The sequence below is a fragment of the Streptomyces sp. A0592 genome (assembly GCF_004795115.1).
Lineage (GTDB): Bacteria > Actinomycetota > Actinomycetes > Streptomycetales > Streptomycetaceae > Streptomyces > Streptomyces erythrochromogenes.
The window spans coordinates 38837-56374 of the sequence record NZ_SSBM01000002.1; the positions used below are offsets into that span (position 1 = coordinate 38837).

Sequence of the window (17538 nt, forward strand, 5' to 3'; positions counted from 1 at the left end):
AACGGAGCGCCGAACCGATCTAAGGTGCGCCAGTAAGCATCGTCGCGGACACCTGTTCGGCGGTTTCCGGCCATGCCTCACCAGTGGCGCCTTCCGGCCGCACCGCACACTCAACTGGGGGGTTCATGCGCAGATCCCGTAGGCCGGCGCTCTCTCTCGCCCTGTCCTTGTCCCTGGCCGCCACCGGAGCCGGGCTGGGCCTCGCCCTCGCCCCGCAGGCGGCGGCCATCACCCCGCCCGTCGCCTTCACCGCCGACGCACTGTCCACCTGGCAGCCCAACGGCGTCGTATGGGCCCTCGCCGAGACCGGCGGACAGGTCTTCGCCGGCGGCACGTTCTCCACGGTGCGCCCGCCCGCGGGCGGCGCCGGCAGCGAACAACAGGCCGTGAACTTCGTGGCACTGGACGCCGCGACGGGCACGCCGACCTCCTGCAAACTCTCCTTCACCGTGGGCTCCGGCACCGCGACGGTCCGGGCGCTCGCCCTCTCACCGGACAAGGCGACCCTTTACGCCGGCGGGTACTTCGGCGCGGTGAACGGCACCGCCGTCTCCAGCCTCGCCGCGATCGACGTGGCGAGCTGCACGGTCAAGACCGCCTTCCGCCCGGCCTTCGCGGCCACCGTCCGCGCCCTCGCCGTCACCGGCGACACCGTCTACGCGGGCGGCGACTTCCTGACCGTCGCGGGCCAGCCCCGCCAGCGCTTCGCCGCCGTCGGCGCCGCCGACGGCGCCCTCAAGCCCTTCACCGCCGACGCGGACGAGCCAGGACGCGCCGTCGAGGTCACCCCGGACGGCGAGAACGTGGTCCTGGGCGGGGACTTCTTCACCGTCAACGGTACGAACACCCACGCGCTGGCCGTCGTCGACTCGGCGAGCGGCGCGCTCACCAAGGCCTACCCCGGCTTCATCGACACCAACTCCGTGGTCAAGGACGTCGCGACCGACGCGACCGGCTTCTACACCGCCAACGAGGGCACCGGCGGCGGCGTCTTCGACGGCCGGATCGCGCTCGACCTCCCCGGCTTCGGCCAGCGCTGGCGCGACACCTGCCTGGGCGCAACCCAGGCCGTACTGCCCCATCAGGACGTCCTCTACAGCGCCTCGCACGCGCACGACTGCTCCCTCGTGGGAGAGTTCCCCGACGGCCAGCGCCACCACCTGCTCGCCCAGCCCACCGGCGGCATCGGCAAGCTCGGCTGGTCCCCCGACACCAACGACGGCATCGGCGAGGGCATCGGCCCGCGCGTGATGACCGTCGGTTCGAAGAACGGGGTGCAGTACCTGTGGGTCGGCGGTGAGTTCACCACCGTCAACGGCGCGGCGCAGCAGAGCCTGACCCGGTTCGCCTCCACCGGCGACACGGGCGCGCCCACCGTGCCCGTGGCGAGCGCGGCGAGCTTCAAGCCCGGCGAGGTCCAGGTGCGCTGGCGCACCAGCCTCGACCTCGACGACAGCGCGCTGACCTACCGGATCCACCGCAACGGCTCGGCCACGCCGATCGCCACGGTGACGGCAGACTCGCTCTTCTTCAAGCGCCCGCAGGCCTCCTGGACCGACACCACCGTCGCGGCGGGGCAGTCGTACACCTACCGGGTGACGGCCTCCGACGCGGCCGGCAACACCAGTGCCCTGTCCGCGACGGCGAGCGTGACCGTCCCGACCGGGACCGAGGGCTACCCGAGCCAGGTCCGCGCCGACGGAGCCCAGCTGTACTGGCGCTACGACGACGCGGTCCTGCCCTACGCCGCAGACTCCTCGGCCGGCGGCAACCAGAACGGCGTGCACATGAACGCCCCGGCCCTGCGGCAGACGCCGGGCGCGGTCTCCGGCGCGAGCACGGCGATCGGGTTCAACGGCACGGACACCCGGATCTACGCGGACAAGCGGCAGACGGTGGGCAGCACCTACACCGTCGAGACCTGGTTCAGGACGAACACCACCCGCGGCGGCAAGCTCTTCGGCTTCGGAAGCAACCAGGACCGCGGCAGCAATCAGTACGACAAGCACCTCTACATGACCAACGACGGCCGGGTGGTCTTCGGCGTCTACACCGGTGCCACCCGCACCATCACCACTGCCGGCGCGTTCAACGACAACCAGTGGCACCACGCCGTCGCGACCCAGGGCCCCGGCGGTATGACCCTCTACGTGGACGGCGTCCAGCGGGGCACGCTGGCCGTCACCACGCACGAGAACTACACCGGCTACTGGCACGCGGGCGGCGACAGCCTCGGCGGCTGGCCCGACCGCCCGACGAGCGAGTTCTGGGCGGGGCAGCTCGACGAGAGCGCCGTCTACCCGACCGTCCTGAGCGCGGCGCAGGTGCAGAACCACTACGCCCTGGCCACCGCCCCGGCCGACTCGGTGGTCCAGGTCACCGCCGCGGAGGACACCTACGCCAACGCGGGCGCCCCCGCGACCAACTACGGCACCTCCTCCTCGCTCGCGGTGCGCGGCAGCTCCTTCTACGCGAGCTACCTGCGCTTCGACCTGCCGGCCGCGCCCGCGGGCACGGTCCTGAAGTCGGCCGTGCTCAGCGTGAGGACGAGCACGATGAGCGGCGCCGGTACGACGGACACGGTCTCGGTGGTCCCGGTCACGGGCGCGTGGAGCGAGGGCGGGACGACGTACAACAACCGTCCCGCGCTGGGCGGTCCGCCCCTCGGGGCCTACCCGGGGATCCCGGACGGCTCGGCGGTGCACACCGCCACGCTGACGACGGGATCCGTCGCGGGGGCGCTCGGCGGCAGCATCGGCCTGGCGCTGAGCAGCTCCGGCACGGACGCCCTGTGGCTGTGGTCCTCCGAGGCCCAGGCCAACGAGGGCACGCCGCAGCTGACGCTCACCTTCGGCGCGCCGTGACCTGAGGCCGACCGGACACCGGGAGGCGCGGGCCACACCGGTCCGCGCCCCCCGGTGCGTCCGGGCGCGTCCGGCGCGTCCGGACACGGGGTCAGGCCAGGGCGTACGTGAACGCGTACTCCACGGAGGTGTCGCCATGGCGGTAGGTGAAGCCGCCGGAGCCCGTGAGGCCCACGAGGTCCCCGGTGCCCGAGCCGGGGACCACCTCGAACCGGCAGACGGTGCCGCCCGCGTCGAAGGCGCCGCGCTCCTCCAGGACGAAGCTGCCCTTGCGGCCGTCGACGCTGCCCGACAGCAGCTCCATCCCGCTGTAACTCCCGGTGTCCCCGCCGGTGTAGGCGATCGTGTAGTCACAGCTGGTGCCGGCCGCCTCGACACCGCCGGTGAAGGTGTTGGCGACGTGGGCGCGGGCGAGCCGAGGGGTCGCCTCCGGTGCCCCGACAGGGGTTTCCTGCCAGTCGGCGAAGGTGAAGCGGCCACGGGTTTCCACGGGCGTGGGCATGAGGGTCCTCTCGGCCGGACGGACCCTCCGCCCGGCGTTTCCCCCAGGCTGGCAGCCGTACCTGACACCTTCTGTCAGGTACGGCGACAATGGCGGCCATGCGCGCAGACCGGCTCCTCTCCCTGCTCCTGCTGCTCCAGAACCGCGGCCGGACGACCGCCCCCGAGCTCGCTGCCGAGCTGGAGGTGTCCGTGCGCACCGTCTACCGGGACATCGAAGCGCTCGGCGCCTCGGGCGTCCCCGTCGTGGCCGACCGGGGCCCCGCGGGCGGCTACCGGCTGGCCGACGGCTACCGCACGCGCCTCACCGGCCTCACCGACGCGCAGGCAGGCTCGCTCTTCCTGGCCGGCGTCCCCGGACCCGCGCAGGACCTCGGGCTGGGCGCCGACCTGGCCGCCGCCCAACTGAAGCTCCAAGCCGCGCTGCCCGCCCAGCTCGCCGGACGGGCCCGGCACGTCCAGGAGCGCTTCCACCTCGACGCGACCGCCTGGTTCCGCGACGCCGACCCCGTGCCGCACCTCGCGCGGATCGCCCAGGCCGTCTGGGACCAGCGCGTCCTGCACGCCCACTACCGCCGCCGGCACGGTGAGGTGCGCCGCGAGCTCCACCCGCTGGGCCTCGTGCTCAAGGGCGGCATCTGGTACCTGGTCGCGGGGGTCGGGGTCGGGGTCGGGGTCGGGGTCGAGCCCGGGGCCGGGGCCGACGCCGTACGGACCTACCGCGTCGCACGGTTCCTCGCGGTGGACACCGCCGACGACGGCTTCGAACGCCCTGCCGGCTTCGAACTCGCCGCGTACTGGCAGGAGTCCACCGTCCGCCTCGATGCGGCCCTGCGCCGGCAGACCGCGCGGCTGCGCCTCTCCCCGCGCGGCCGCCAGCTGCTGCCGATGCAGTTCGGGGCGGCCGGCACCCGGGCGCTTGCCGACGCCGGCCCGCCCGACGCGGACGGCTGGGTCCGGATCAGCCTCGCCGTCGAGTCGGAGACCATCGCCGTCGGCGACCTCCTGCGCCTGGGCACGGAGGCCGAGGTGCTCGGCCCGCCCGAACTGCGCCGCGCCCTCGCCGCAACGGTGACCGCCCTCGCCGACCGCTACGCGTGAGCGCGGGGCCCGGGGGACTGCCAGCGGACCTCGCCGTCCCGGCGGTGTCCGGTCGGGCGGAGTCCGCAGGCCCGCGCGACCGCCGCCGACGCGGCATGGTCCGGATGGACATGGGCGGCGAGACGGTCGACGGGGAGCGCCTCCAGCCAGGCCGCGAGGGCGCGGGCGGCCTCCGCGGCGAAGCCCCTGCCCTGCCAGGGGACACCGACGACCCAGGCAAGCTCGGCGAGGCCGTGCGCCGGGGTGACCGTGGCCTGGACGGTGCCCACCAGCCTCCCCGTCCCGCGCAGCCGCAGCACCCAGTTGGCCCAGACGACCGCCGGGTCGGGGGAGCCCGCGGAGAGCCGCTCGTAGCGGGCGCGCAGCGCGTCCCGTGACAGGGGCACGCCTCCGGTGAAGGCGTGCAGGGCCGGATCGGCGAGGACGAGGCTCATCTCGTCGGCGTGCTCCGGCAGCAGCGGGAGCAGCTCCAGGCGGGCGGTGGCCAGGGCGACCGGCCGGACCGGTGGCCGGCGCACTTTCGCGGCCGCCCCGGGCCGGGGCACGTCGTCCACGGCCAGGCAGATGCCCAGCACCCGGTCGTGCCCGGTCCAGCCGTTGATGCGGCCGTGGTTGTTGCTGATCTGCACGCGCCGGCGCGGTGCGTCCACCGCCGACACGAGGTGCAGGCAGACCGTGCCCGCCACCCGGGCCAGGACGATGTCGCCCACCTCGACGAGGGCCGGGTCCGCCGGCGCGACCCGCACCTTCTGCCGACTGTGCACCAGCGGCACCATCGATCCGCCGGTCGGCCGGAATTCCACGGTCTCCCCGCGGCCGATGCGGTCCGCCTGCGTGTCGAGCATGCCCATCGGACAAGTCTCGCCGCGCGCACCGCTTCCCGGCCACCGGATTACGCCCCCGCCCGTGCGGCCGCCCCGGCCGACCCGGTCAGCGCGGGGGTTCCACCTCCAGGAAGCGTCGCCGGCGAGGGCCCCGGTACAGCAGGCACACCCACCCCAGCTCCTCCAGCACGGCAGCGCAGGCCGTCAGACGCCCCTGCTCCTCCTCGGCCGCGCCGCCGCCCGGCGGGCCGACCCAGGTCACCTCGGCCCGTTCCGGCCCGGACCCGGCGGCCACCCGGTAGCCCGTCCGCGTACGGCGCCCCTCCGCGTCCAGCGCCGACGGCGTGATCCCCGCCGCCTCCAGTGCGAGGGCCACCGCGCGCGGCAACTGCCGTACCTCCCACGGCGCGGGAACCCCCGCGCCCGCGGGGCCGCCCACCAGACGGCGGATCTGCAGCAGCCCCTCGTAGGCCGTGCGCAGCTCGGCCTCCCGCCGTCCGGGCGGCCCGGCCGCACCGTCGCCGGTCGCCGGTTCGAAGCCCCGCCCCGGATCCGTCACCACCCCACCACCCACCCGTCTGAGTACCTCACGCCCAACGGCCTGAGTATCCGCCCCGATTCCCCGGAGCGCCGCCGCTGGTCGAATGGGGCCATGAACGACGACGCCCCGCGCAGCGCGACCGCCCGCCCGCGCATGCAGCACGTGACCACCGCTGGCTCGGCCCTGGCCGTGGCCCTGGTCCCGCTCGTGGTCGGCGTCCTGTTCGCGAAGGCGATGGCCGCCGACCCGATGACCCCGGTCAACGCCCTCATCGCGGGCGGCGGACAGCGGGCGGCTCTGCCGCGGGGCGAGTGGAAGCGGCGCGGCCACACCACCCTGCACCGGCTGCGCACCGCCCGTCGCGACACGGCCCGCCGCTGCGCCCGCGCCCGAGGCCTCCGCCCCCGCGGCCGCGTCCACACCGGCTGAGGCAAGGCGGGTCAGCGGTCGTACTGCCGCAGGCACAGGTCGACGATGGACGGCGGTACGACGCCGTCGGCGGCGGCGCACAGCTCGTCCAGGCGGGGCGGCGGCGGCGCCGGCCGGCGGCGCGGGTGCGCGGTCGCTGCCCCGGACACCCGCGCCCGCCGGGGCGGGGCCGCCTGCTTCGCGCGCGGCCGCTCACGGGGCCGGGCCGGCACGGCAGCCCGGTCCCGGTCCGGGTCCGCGGCCGCTCCCCGGGCAGTGTCCCGGGACGCCCCGGGCGGGACGGTGGCGGGCAGTTCGCCCAGCGGCAGGGCCGGCGGCGCGGCCCGCTCGGGCGTGTCGGCCGCCGGCACGGCCCCCCGTACGGGCGACGGAACCGCGGCCGGGTCCTGCGGGCCGACGGAGACACAGCCGGCGCTCGCCAGGAGCGCGACCAGGGAGAGGGGCAGGGCCCGGCGCAACTGCATCCGACCACCTTGCCGTACGGCCCGGCGCGTCCCGTGCACCGCCTCACGCGTCCGGGTGACAGCGGGCGCCGGAGGGAACGGACGGGGCGTGTGGGAGATTGGCACGCACGTACGGGCGGTGGGGGAGGCGCGACCTCCGGCGCCCCGTGCCGTCGCATCCTGCCCGCCGATCGACCCGTACGGAGCACCGATCCATGACAGCAGCCGCCGCGCCCGGCAGTTCCGCGCCGTCCCCCGACTCCGGTGGAACCACCCCCGCCGCAGGGTCCATACCCGGCCCGGCGGGGTCCGGTCCCGCCCCCTGGAAGGGCTGGGCGGCCGTCTGCGCGGTCGCCCTCGGCATCTTCTGCCTGATCACCTCCGAACTGCTGCCCGTCGGGCTGCTCACCCCCGTCGGGGCCGACCTGGGGGTGTCCGACGGGACCGCCGGGCTGATGGTCACCGTGCCCGGGCTGGTCGCCGGGTTCTGCGCGCCGCTGGTCACCGTCGGAGCCGGCCGCCTGGACCGGCGGCTCGTCCTGTGCGTGCTCATCGCGCTGACGGCCGCCGCCAACCTGGCCGCCGCCCTCGCCCCGGGCTTCGCCGTCGTACTGGCTGCGCGCCTGCTCGTCGGCGTCGGCGTCGGCGGCTTCTGGGCCGTCGCCGGGGGACTCGCGGTACGGCTCGTTCCCGAGCACCACGTCGGCCGGGCCACCGCCCTCGTCTTCGGGGGCGTGCCCACCGCCTCCGTGCTCGGCGTCCCCGCCGGAACGCTGCTCGGCGAACTCGGTGGCTGGCGCACCGCCTTCGCCGCGGTCGGCGCCCTCGGCCTCGTCACGCTGACCGCCCTGGTCGTCCTGCTGCCCCCGCTCCCGCCTACCCGGCACATCGGCTTCCGCGAACTGCCCGCCCTGCTCCGGGAGAACCGCGCGGTCCGCGCCGGGGTGGTCGTCACCTTCCTCGTGGTGACCGGGCAGTTCGCCGCCTACACGTTCGTCCGGCCGATCCTCCAGGACGTCTCCGGCATCGACGCCGGGTTCGTCAGCACCCTCCTCCTCGGCTACGGCGTCGCGGGCGTCGCGGGCAACTTCCTGGCCGGGGCGCGCGACGCGTACCGGACGCTGCTCGTGATCAGCGCCGCCCTCGCCGTGATCCTCGCGCTCATCGCGGTCCTGCCGGGAGCGGTTGCCGGGACCACTCTGCTGCTCGCCTGGGGACTCGCCTACGGAGGGGTCTCGGTGAGCGTGCAGGGCTGGATGATCAAGGCCGCCCCGGCCGCCACGGAGGCGGCGTCCTCGCTGATGGTGGCCATGTTCAACCTCGCCATAGCGGCCGGAGCGCTGTTCGGCGGCCTCGCGGTCGACGGCATCTCCGCCCCCGCCGCCCCGCTCGGCGGAGCCGCCCTGATGCTCGTGGCCGCCGTCACCGTCCGGGCCACGGCGGTCCGCCGCCGGCCCGACCGCCTCGGCCGACCGATCCCACCCGACAGAACGGACGGAACGCCGCAGACCGGACAAGGGGCTTGACCCGGCCCCGGTCGGAGGGCAAGAGTGCGCCCGATCAAGAACCACTGTTCGAGCCGCACCTCGGAGATACGCAGATGCCCATACCGGTTCGCTCCCGCATCGCTCCAGCCGTGACCTGCGGTTCTCCGGCACCCGGCACGCTCGGCGCCCACGGCGCCGACGCGGCCCAGGCTCCCGCCGCCCGGCGGCGCAGAGCCTGACCGGCCGGGCGGGGGCCGGCACCGCACCGCCGCGCCGGCCCCCGCCCCTGCCGGGAGACAGCCATGTCCCAGCACCCTGATGAGAACGGGCTCGCTCCCGACGACGCCCTGCTCGTACGCCCGTACGTCGCGCCCTCCGGCCCGCCGGCCCGGGCCGAGGCTCCCGCCTGGCCGCAGACCGGGCCGTTCGCCTTCCCCGGCCCGGCACACGGCCCGGCGCACAGCTCCGCATACGGCCAGGACGCCACGGTTCCGGTGCCGGAGAGCGTGCCCACCGGGGCTCGCACGCCCGCCGCTCACGGAGCCCGGGAATCCGCAGGCGCCGGCCCGGGCCGGCGCAGTCGGCTCCCGGCCGCCGTGGCCGGCCTGCTCGCGCTCGCCGCCGTCGGCGCCCTCGTGCTCCTGCTGACCGGCCCCGACGCGGAGCCACGCCGGGCCGAGCCGCCCGCCGACCTGTCCCTGCCGGCGCTCCCGGCCCGCAGCCCGGACGCCGGTACGCGGTCCCCCGGCCCGGCGCCGTCCGCCCGGACCGCAGAACCGTCGGCCACGGGCACCGGCGCGCCGGAGGCGACGACGAGCCCGGGGACGAGACCGCCCGCCACGCCCAGCGCCTCGGCCCCGCGGCCGTCGAACGCGTACGTGACCCTGCGCATGGGCGACAGCGGGCCCGAGGTGCGCGCCCTCCAGGAGATGCTCCACGGGCAGGGGTTCACGTACGTCTCCGTCACCGGCGTCTACGACGGCCAGACCAAGCGCGGTGTCGGCCAGCTCCAGCGCGACCGCTCCATCAAGGGCGACCCCCAGGGCGTCTACGGGCCGTACACCCAGGCGGCCATGCAGTAGCAGACGCCTCGTGCCTCAGCGGCCGCCCGCGACCCGCAGCACGGTGCCCGTCGTGTAGGAGGCGTCCGGGGACAGCAGCCAGGAGATCGCCCCGGCGATCTCCTCGGGCCGGCCGGGCCGCCGCAGCGGTGTCCCGGCCCCGATGCGGGCAGGTCGGTCGGGGTCGCCCATCGCGGCGTGCATGTCGGTCTCGATGGTGCCGGGTGCCACTGCGTTGACCCGGATCCCGTCCGGGCCCAGCTCCTTCGCGAGCCCCACCGTCAGGGCGTCGGTGGCCGCCTTGGTCGCCGCGTAGTGCACGTACTCCCCGGGGCTGCCCAGGGTGGCCGCCGCCGAGGAGACGTTCACGATCGCCCCGCCTCCGGACTCCGCCATGTCGCGGGCTGCCCGGCGGCAGCACAGCAGGTACCCGAGGAGGTTGACCTCGACGACCCGGCGCAGGTCCTCGGTGCGGGCGTCGGCGAGCCGGCCCAGGGGTCCCGTCACACCGGCGTTGTTGACCAGGCCCGTCACCGTGCCGAGTTCTGCGCCGGCGATGTCGAAGAGCCGCTCGACCCCGCACTCCTCGGAGGTGTCGACCCGTACGGTCACGCAGCGGGCCCCGGCGGCCCGCACGCGCCCGGCGACGTCCTCGGCCGACGCCTCGTCGCGGACGTAGCCCAGGACCAGGTCGTGCCCGTCGGCGGCCAGCCGCAGACAGGTCGCCGCACCGATGCCTCTGCTGCCACCGGTGACGACGGTGACCGGACGACGTGACATGTGGACCTCCTGCGGACGCGGATCGTGGAGCGGGCGCGTGCGGGCGCCCTTCGCGTCGCACGGTGCGGCAGGCTAACACCGCGATAATCGCTGGACCAGCGAAAATGGCGGGACGGAAAGTGGCGTCACCGATGCGCCGCACCAGCCGGCGGCCGCAACTGCGCGTGTCGGTACCGACCATGACGAACCGTTGGAGCCTCCCATGTCGACCTTGCGCGTCACAGCCGAAGAGCTGACCGTCCACGACCATCCGAATGCCGACGCGTTGGAACTGGCCCAGGTGGGCCTCTACCGAGCGGTGATAGCCAAGGGCGCCTACCGCACCGGTGACTTCGCGCTCTACATACCCGAACAGGCCGTGCTGCCCGCCGGCCTCATCGAGGAACTGGGCCTGACCGGGCGGCTCGCCGGCGGCTCCGCCGACCGGGTCAAGGCGGTCCGGCTGCGCGGCGAGCTCTCGCAGGGCCTGGTCTGCCGGCCCCGCGCCCTCGCCGACGTCGACCTCGCGCAGGCGGCCAAGGAGGGCACCGACTTCGCGGAGCTGCTCGGCATCACCAAATGGGCGCCGCCCATCCCCACCACCATGAGCGGCGACGTCGAGGCCGCCGCCGACCTGATGCCGTGGGTGGACATCGAGAACCTGCAGCGCTATCCGCACATCTTCGAGCCCGGCGAGCCCGTCGTCCTCACCGAGAAACTGCACGGAACGGCCAGCCTGTTCACGTACGTCGTCGACGGCGGACGCTCCATCGTCTCCTCGAAGGGCTTCGGCGCGAAGGGACTCGCCCTCAAGGAGGACGAGCGCAACCTCTACTGGCGCGCGGTGCGCGGCCACGGGGTGCCGGCCGTCGCCGAGGCCCTGGCCGAACGCCTCGGCGCGACCCGGGTCGGGATCTTCGCAGAGGTGTACGGCGCCGGCGTCCAGGACCTGGCGTACGGAACCGACGTACGAACCGCCGACACCCCGCCCGGATACGCCGTCTTCGACGTGTCCGCGGAGATCGACGGACAGGTCCGCTGGCTGGACCCGGCCGCCGTCCTCACGGACGGCGAACTGCCGCTGGTTCCGCGGCTGTACGAGGGCCCGTACCACCTGGACACGGTGCTGGAGCACGCGAGCGGCCGCGAGACGGTGTCCGGGAAGGCCGTACACCTGAGGGAGGGCGTCGTCATCCGCCCGGCCGCCGAACGGTACAGCCCCGTCGTGGGCGGCCGTGCCATCGCCAAGGCCGTCAGCCCGGCCTACCTGACCCGCAAGGGCGGCACGGAGTACGAGTGATCACCCCCCGGTGTGATCGGATGCCTGCCGCCGATGCCCTGAGCGGGCGGCCGTGTCCGACCGGCCGGGGCGCGGTGCGCGTGGTGGGATGGTCCGGGGCGGGGTCCACCAGCACACGGAGAGGTCGGGTACATGTCCGAGTCGGGCCGGAGCGGCCAGGAAACCATGCGGGCGATGGCGTACGAGACGTACGGCGGGACGGAGGTGCTCTCCGAGACCCGGCTGCCGCTGCCCAAGCTCGGACCGGGCGAGGTCCTCGTCCGGGTCAAGTGCGCCGCCGTCAACCCCGTCGACTGGAAGATCATGGCGGGCGGCCTCGACCCCCTCATGGACGTGGTCTACCCCGTGGTCCCCGGCTGGGACGTCGCCGGCACGGTCGAGAAGGTCGGCATCGACGTCCCCGAGTACGCCGAGGGCGACGAGGTCATCGCCTACGCCCGCAAGGACTACGTCCACGGCGGGACCTTCGCCGAGTTCGTCACCGTCCCCGTGCGCGCCCTCGCGCACAAGCCCGCCTCGCTCAGCTGGGCCGAGGCGGCCGGGCTGCCGCTGGCCGGGCTCACCGCCTACCAGCTGCTCACCCGCCTCGGCACCGGCAAGGACGACACCGTCCTCATCCACGGCGCCGCCGGCGGCGTCGGCTCCCTCGGCGTGCAGATCGCCCGCTCGCTCGGCGCCCGCGTCATCGGCACGGCGTCCCCCCGCAACCACGACCGGGTGCGCGAACTCGGCGCCGAGCCCGTCGAATACGGCGACGGGCTCGCCGGCCGCGTCCGCGCCCTCGTGCCCGACGGGCCCACCGTCGTCGCGGACTTCGTCGGCGGGGTCGGCGGCGTCACCCGGGAAGTCCTCCACGACGACGGCCGGCACGCGTCCATCGCCGACCCCAGCGTGCTCGGATCCGGCGGCGAATGGATCTGGGTCCGCCCCGTCGGCAGCGACCTGGCCGAACTGGGCCGACTCGCCGACAGCGGACAGCTGAAGGTCCCCGTCGCCAGGACCTTCCCGCTGTCCGAGCTGGCGGCCGCCTTCGAACTCAGTCAGGGCGGGCACACCGCAGGAAAGATCATCATCGAGGTCTGACCCCCTCTTCGCCGGCCCCGGTTCAGGCACCCAGGTCCGGTACCTCACCGCCCGCCTCCCACGACACCTCGACCCCCCGCAGGCCGGCCCGCCAGACATCGGCCGGCCCTGCCAGCCGCGCCGCGTCCGGCGGCGCGGCACCCAGACCGATCGCGTACCGGGCCAGACCCGGCCCGGACTCGAAGGGGCGGGGCCACGCGTGCGCACCGGTGACGCCGGCCTCCTCCAGCGCACCCAGGAGCGCCCGCAACCGCCCGCGCACCCGGCCCCGTACCTCCTCGAACTCCGCCTCGGACGCCCGTACGGTCACCACCGCCCACGCGGCGTGCCGACGGTGCGGCGGCGGTGCGGCAGCGGCCAGGGCGTCCACGGCGAGCCCCGACTCCAGCAGCTCCCAGGCCCCGTACAGCTCCTGCACCAGGAGGTCCCGCAGCCCCGGTGTCACCTGGGCGGTGCAACTGCGCACCGGCGCCGACGGGGTGAGGACCGTGACCGGATCCGGCCCCGCGGCCGACGCCGCCCACGCGACGGGCTCGCGCCAGTCCCAGGCGGCCCACCGCCCGAAGAACTCCCGCACCAGGGCGTCCGGCGGCAGGTCCCCCACCTCCCGGACCGTGCGCGCCGCGAGGACCGACCAGGCCAGCCCCGGCAGCCCCCCGAACGGCGCCGAGTCCAGCCCCCTGGCCCGCGCCCACGCCTTCACCCCGCGCGCGAGCCCGGCGAAAGCGGCATGCTCCGCACCCACCGCCTCCCGTACGGCGTCGGCGTCGCTCACCGCGCTCAACGCGACGGAGGCGGCCTCGCCCAGCTCCGCCCGGCGCGCCACCGCCAGCGCCGGATCCAGACCGCCGGTGGGGACCACCACCAGGTCCACGGACAGCGCCCCGACACGCAGGCGCAGGCCCGGCACGCGGGCCCCCGTCACCTCGCGCAGCCCGCGGGCCTGCGGCAGCGCGGCCGCCACCCGTGCGCGCACCAGCTCCATGTCGACCTGCCCCGGCAGCGCCGCCACCAGGTCCAGATCGGCCCCCGGCAGGTCGCAACCCATCCGGCGGGAGCCGGCCACGTACACCCGTGCGCCGGGCAGGGCGGCCCCGATGCGCGCGGCGACCGCCTCGGCGTGACCGGCCCCGGCCCCCGGCAGGTGCTCCGGCAGGGGCTCGGGCACCGGCTCGGGCAGCGGCTCCGGGATCCAGCGCACCTCGCCCGTCCCCAGAGCCACCGTCGCCCGGACCCGCATCGGCCCGTCCCCGCGCCGCGAGAGCACGGCGAGCTCCCCGACCCGCGCGGACACCGCCCCGCCGAGACGCGCCGCGAACGCGGCGACCGCCTGCTGCGGGTCGCGGCTGCGCCCCAGCGTCAGATGCGGGGTGTACCCCCCGTACGCGCCGGAACGCCCGCGGCATCCGGGGAACCGCTCCGCCAGCGCGCGCCGGAGCTCCTGCCACGGCGCCTCACCGGCCGCCGCCGGATCCAGCCAGACGGTGGCATCCTCACGGTGCCCGAAGCTGTGCACACCCTCCAGCCGGGCCTCGAACGGAGCGGTCCCCGCGGCCACTTCGGCCAGCAGCGGGACGGCCTCGGCGAAGGAGGACTCCGGTACGAAGCCGAAGAGCAGGTTCACGTGCGCGGGCCAGCGCGCGTCCGCCGGGTCGTGTTCCCGGCGAACCTCCCGCACCGCGTCCGGGAGGCGCGGCGGCAGCCACGCCACGGCCGTCCGCACCGTCGCGGGCACGTCGAGGCGGGCCGGGCCGTCGCCGGACGCCCCGAACTCCACCGTCGCCTCCACCCCGAAGTGGTCCGAGACGAACAGCCCGTCGGGGGCGGGGGAGTCGCCGCGCAGCGCCGCGCGCGTCACCCGGCCCGCGGCGGGGCCCAGCAGGATCCGGTCCAGCCGGCCCGCGCGGCCCGTCAGCGACCCCACCGCCGCCAGCGGATTGGCCACCGGGTCGAAGGTCGGTGTGGCGTCCGCCGCCCCGTACACCTCGCACCAGGCGTCCCGCATGCCGAGCGCGGGCGCCGGCCCCTCGGCGCCGTGGCGGCCGTCGTTGAAGTCGCCCAGCAGGGCCACACCGGCGTCGACCCCGCCCAGGCCCTCCGCGAGCCGGGCCAGTTCGGCCTCCCGTCGCTCGTGCCCGTTCTCGGTGTGGTCGCTGGTCAGGTGGGTGGCGGCGACGACCAGCGGCCCGGCCGCGGTGTCCACCGTCACGGCGGTGACCGCCTTGTGCGCGCGGAACACGTGCCGGCCCGCCTCCCGCACCGGCAGCCGGCTGAGCACCAGCAGCCCGCACTCGGCGACGTCCCGGCCGCCGGGATCCGTGCCCAGGGTGTACCCGGCGCGCACCCACGGCGCGGCCAGCAGCATGCAGAGCAGTTCCGGCTCGACCTCCTGGAGTGCGATCACGTCGGCGTCCGCGACGGCCAGATCGTCCAGCAGCAGCGGTCTGCGCCGGGCGGTGGCGATGCGCGGGGCGTCGTAGCGGTCCCACAGGGTGTTCCAGGTCAGCAGCCGCACCGAGGTCGGCGCCGCCCCCGCGTCCACCGGGACGGCCCGCGCGGGGCGCCACGCGCCGCCGCCCGCCGGATCCCAGGCGTAGGGCGTCCGCGCCGTGAAGAAGGGGGCCCGCAGCAGGCGCGGATCACGGACCCGGCCCGCCGCGGTCACGTCGATCAGGTCCACACCGGTGGCCCGGTCCCACACGAGCTCGCCGTCCGCCTCGACGAACAGCACCCGGTGCCAGGGGATGTCCCCGCCGGGCACGAAGGAGGGCAGCGGGACCCGCTTCGGCGGAGCTCCGCGCTGGAGCAGGCCGAGCACGAACCGCGCCGGGTCGAACCGGGGGTCCCAGCGGACCTGGTGGTAGAGCTGCTCACTGGTCCGCATCGCGACCTCCGCCCGCCGTGACCGGGCCGGCCGCGAGCGTGCCCGCCGTGTCCTCCACGTCCCCGTCCGCGCCGACGTACCACGTACGGTGCGCCCGCCCCGCGTACGGCGGGCTGAAGCGGTGCAGTTGCGAGGCCAGTACCTCAGGCGGCACCGGGTGCGGGCGCACGCCGTTGCGGCGCACCAGCTCGGCCTCCCCGACCAGCACGACGGCATGGGTGACCAGCGCGTCGCGGCGGCGCGCCACCGCACCGGCCGGCCCGCGCTGCTGTTCGGTGAGCGAGGTGGCGTCCCACACCACCGTTCCGCCGCGGGCCAGGGCGGCGTCGAGCCGGTCCAGGCCCGCGCGCAGCACCTCCGGGTTGGCCCGCTGGTCCGTACGCGAACCCCGGGCGGTGCGCAGGTCGTCGAGGGAGACGTACGCGTCCACCCCGGGCAGGCCGCGGCCGAAGGTGCTCTTCCCGCTGCCCGAGGGCCCGCACAGCTGCACCAGTCGGGGAAACGATCCGTCGCGCCACTGCCACGTCGCCGCCACGGCCTCCTCCACCACGGATCCGGAGATCCTGCCGTCCGCGAACGCCCGCCGGGCCTCCGCCCAGCAGCGGTCGGCCGCGGCCGCGTCCAGCCCGGCGAGGGGCTCCCGCAGCGCGGCGCGCAGGGATTCCAGCGGATCCGGGCCGCCGAGCAGGCCCGCCTCCTCGGCCCACATGGCGGACCACTCCACGTACTCGCGCGCCCGAGGCCCGTCGGCCAGCGCTCCGGCGAGCGCGTGCAGCACCCCGAGATCGGCCGCCGCGGCCATCCGTACGAGCCCGGCCCGCCGGTCCGCGTCCGGGAACGGCCGCTGGAGGCAGGGGTACAGCCCGATCAGGTCGCCCACCCGCCGGGCGAGTCCCATCCCGGCCGGTCCGGCGGCGAGCCGTGCGGCGACCCGGGCCCGCGGTACGCGGTGCAGCGCGGCGGCGAGCACCCCGGCCAGCCGGTCCTCGCCGGTCCGCCCCGACGCGTCGATCCGGGCGGCGGCCTCGGAGACCTCGGCGACCGTGTCCGTGTCCGGGTCCTTCTCCGCGTCCGCGTCCGTGTCCGTGCCGACGGCGGCCGACAGGGCCGCGACATCCGGCTCGGCGCCCGAGCGCACCGCCCACAGAGGGGCCGCCGGACCCAGCCCGTTGGGTACGACCTCCGCATACATCCAGTGGGTGTCGGTCTGCACGTGGCCGCCCCGCACCCACTTGGCCACGCAACTCCCGAAGTCCGCACGGGTGAAGCCGGCGGCCGTGCGCACGACGTAGCCCTCCTGCCGGGCGGTGTCGAGCTTCAGCCTGCGCAGCGCGCGCTCGTCGAAGGTGCCGCGCCACAGCACGCGCGGGGTGGGCACGCCCAGGCCGCGCAGGAACCCCACGGTCCGGTCCCAGTCGAGACAGTGGTCCCCGTCCCAGACCGAGAACCCGTAGAACCAGCTGTCCAGGTCCTCGTAGGGGATCGAGTGCCGGGCGTAGAGGTTCTCCCCGCACACCCGCCGACCGGCCGGGATGCCGGGGCCGATGCGGCCCTGGAGGCCCTTGACCCAGGCCCGCGAGGGGTGGTGTCCGGAGTCGAGCGAGCGGGCGTGCAGCCCGTCGGCGTACAGGGTGGTGTTCTCCCCGTCGAGCTTCTCGGTGACCACGACCTCCCGCCCGGTCAGCCCCGCCGACCCGACGGCCCGGACGTCGTCCGCCGATGCCCCGGGCGACCAGGGCAGATGAGGCGTACGGGGATAGTGGGTGCGCATGATCCGCTCCGGCTCGACGACGTGGTTCGCCGTCACTGTAGGTATGCGGGAGCGGGCGGATCCACCCAATTCAGCGGCAGAGAGCCACGATGGCCGGTGACACCGTGCCCTTGGCCGCCTCGCACAGGGGAGCCATGTCGTACGAACGCCCGGGTGCGGGACGGGACTTCGCCGGCGCCGCCGGCTGCCGGCGGGCCTTCGCCCGGGGCGCGGGCTGCACCGGTTTCACGGGCTTCGCGCTTCTCGGGGGCCCGGGCCTGCGCGGCGGGCGCACCGGCCGGTCAGGCTGCTCCGCGGCGGCGGCGGCCGGCCGGTGCGGCGCCGACGCCGGTACGGACACGGGCTCGTCCGGATCCGGCGCGGGTTCCACGGACCCTGCGGACGGCAGCCCGACCAACGGCCCGGCCGCGACCGTGGGTTCACGCTGCAGCCCGCGGTTGCCGGCAGGAGCCGGCTGCGGCGGGTCCGGCGCGGGGACGGGAGCGGGATG

Annotated in this window: 14 protein-coding genes; 7 read left to right on the top strand and 7 right to left on the bottom strand. The window is 75.7% G+C overall.

Annotated elements, in window-relative coordinates; translation table 11 throughout:
- Positions 1-125 precede the first annotated feature (125 nt).
- Positions 126-2864 (top strand): DNRLRE domain-containing protein, encoded by a 2739-nt coding sequence (locus tag E6U81_RS03305; RefSeq protein WP_136228554.1) that lies wholly within the window; start codon positions 126-128, stop codon positions 2862-2864.
- 91 nt (positions 2865-2955) lie between these two features.
- On the opposite strand, the gene E6U81_RS03310 is transcribed toward E6U81_RS03305, so the two are convergent.
- Entirely contained in the window at positions 2956-3366 is a 411-nt protein-coding gene (locus tag E6U81_RS03310; protein ID WP_136228555.1) for a DUF3224 domain-containing protein, read from the bottom strand.
- Between the two features lie 98 nt (positions 3367-3464).
- On the opposite strand from E6U81_RS03310, the gene E6U81_RS03315 reads away from it, so the two are divergent.
- Positions 3465-4466 carry a WYL domain-containing protein gene (locus tag E6U81_RS03315; protein ID WP_206309827.1) on the top strand — a complete coding sequence of 334 codons (1002 nt, stop codon included), beginning with the start codon at positions 3465-3467 and terminating at the stop codon, positions 4464-4466.
- Here the strand turns inward: E6U81_RS03315 and E6U81_RS41880 are convergent.
- Complete coding sequence (locus E6U81_RS41880; protein ID WP_346766120.1) at positions 4457-5317, bottom strand: GNAT family N-acetyltransferase; 861 nt, start codon at positions 5315-5317, stop codon at positions 4457-4459. The genes E6U81_RS03315 and E6U81_RS41880 overlap by 10 nt on opposite strands.
- A 79-nt stretch (positions 5318-5396) precedes the next feature.
- Entirely contained in the window at positions 5397-5849 is a 453-nt protein-coding gene (locus E6U81_RS03325; protein WP_136228900.1) for a hypothetical protein, read from the bottom strand.
- Between the two features lie 93 nt (positions 5850-5942).
- Between E6U81_RS03325 and E6U81_RS03330 the strand changes: the two genes are divergently transcribed.
- Positions 5943-6260, top strand: coding sequence for a hypothetical protein (locus E6U81_RS03330; RefSeq protein WP_136228557.1), 318 nt, complete (start codon positions 5943-5945; stop codon positions 6258-6260).
- 11 nt (positions 6261-6271) lie between these two features.
- Here E6U81_RS03330 and E6U81_RS03335 read toward each other — a convergent pair whose 3' ends face one another.
- Positions 6272-6724, bottom strand: coding sequence for a hypothetical protein (locus E6U81_RS03335; protein WP_136228558.1), 453 nt, complete (start codon positions 6722-6724; stop codon positions 6272-6274).
- Positions 6725-6918: 194 nt separating this feature from the next.
- On the opposite strand from E6U81_RS03335, the gene E6U81_RS03340 reads away from it, so the two are divergent.
- Positions 6919-8229, top strand: a complete 1311-nt coding sequence (locus E6U81_RS03340; RefSeq protein ID WP_136228559.1) for an MFS transporter — start codon at positions 6919-6921, stop codon at positions 8227-8229.
- 263 nt (positions 8230-8492) lie between these two features.
- Complete coding sequence (locus tag E6U81_RS03345; RefSeq protein WP_136228560.1) at positions 8493-9272, top strand: peptidoglycan-binding domain-containing protein; 780 nt, start codon at positions 8493-8495, stop codon at positions 9270-9272.
- Between the two features lie 15 nt (positions 9273-9287).
- Here the strand turns inward: E6U81_RS03345 and E6U81_RS03350 are convergent, their stop codons facing one another.
- A complete protein-coding gene (locus E6U81_RS03350) occupies positions 9288-10031 on the bottom strand; it encodes an SDR family oxidoreductase (protein ID WP_136228561.1) in 744 nt (247 codons plus the stop codon).
- Between the two features lie 202 nt (positions 10032-10233).
- On the opposite strand from E6U81_RS03350, the gene E6U81_RS03355 reads away from it, so the two are divergent.
- Positions 10234-11310, top strand: coding sequence for an RNA ligase (ATP) (locus E6U81_RS03355; protein ID WP_136228562.1), 1077 nt, complete (start codon positions 10234-10236; stop codon positions 11308-11310).
- A 165-nt stretch (positions 11311-11475) separates the two neighbouring features.
- Positions 11476-12393 (top strand): NADP-dependent oxidoreductase, encoded by a 918-nt coding sequence (locus E6U81_RS03360; protein ID WP_136228901.1) that lies wholly within the window; start codon positions 11476-11478, stop codon positions 12391-12393.
- Between the two features lie 22 nt (positions 12394-12415).
- On the opposite strand, the gene E6U81_RS03365 is transcribed toward E6U81_RS03360, so the two are convergent.
- On the bottom strand, positions 12416-15277 hold the full coding sequence (locus E6U81_RS03365) for a poly(A) polymerase (RefSeq protein WP_136228563.1): 2862 nt from the start codon (positions 15275-15277) through the stop codon (positions 12416-12418).
- Entirely contained in the window at positions 15264-17048 is a 1785-nt protein-coding gene (locus E6U81_RS03370; RefSeq protein WP_136228902.1) for an RNA ligase family protein, read from the bottom strand. Before E6U81_RS03370 ends, E6U81_RS03365 begins: the two co-directional genes overlap by 14 nt.
- Positions 17049-17538: the final 490 nt, after the last annotated feature.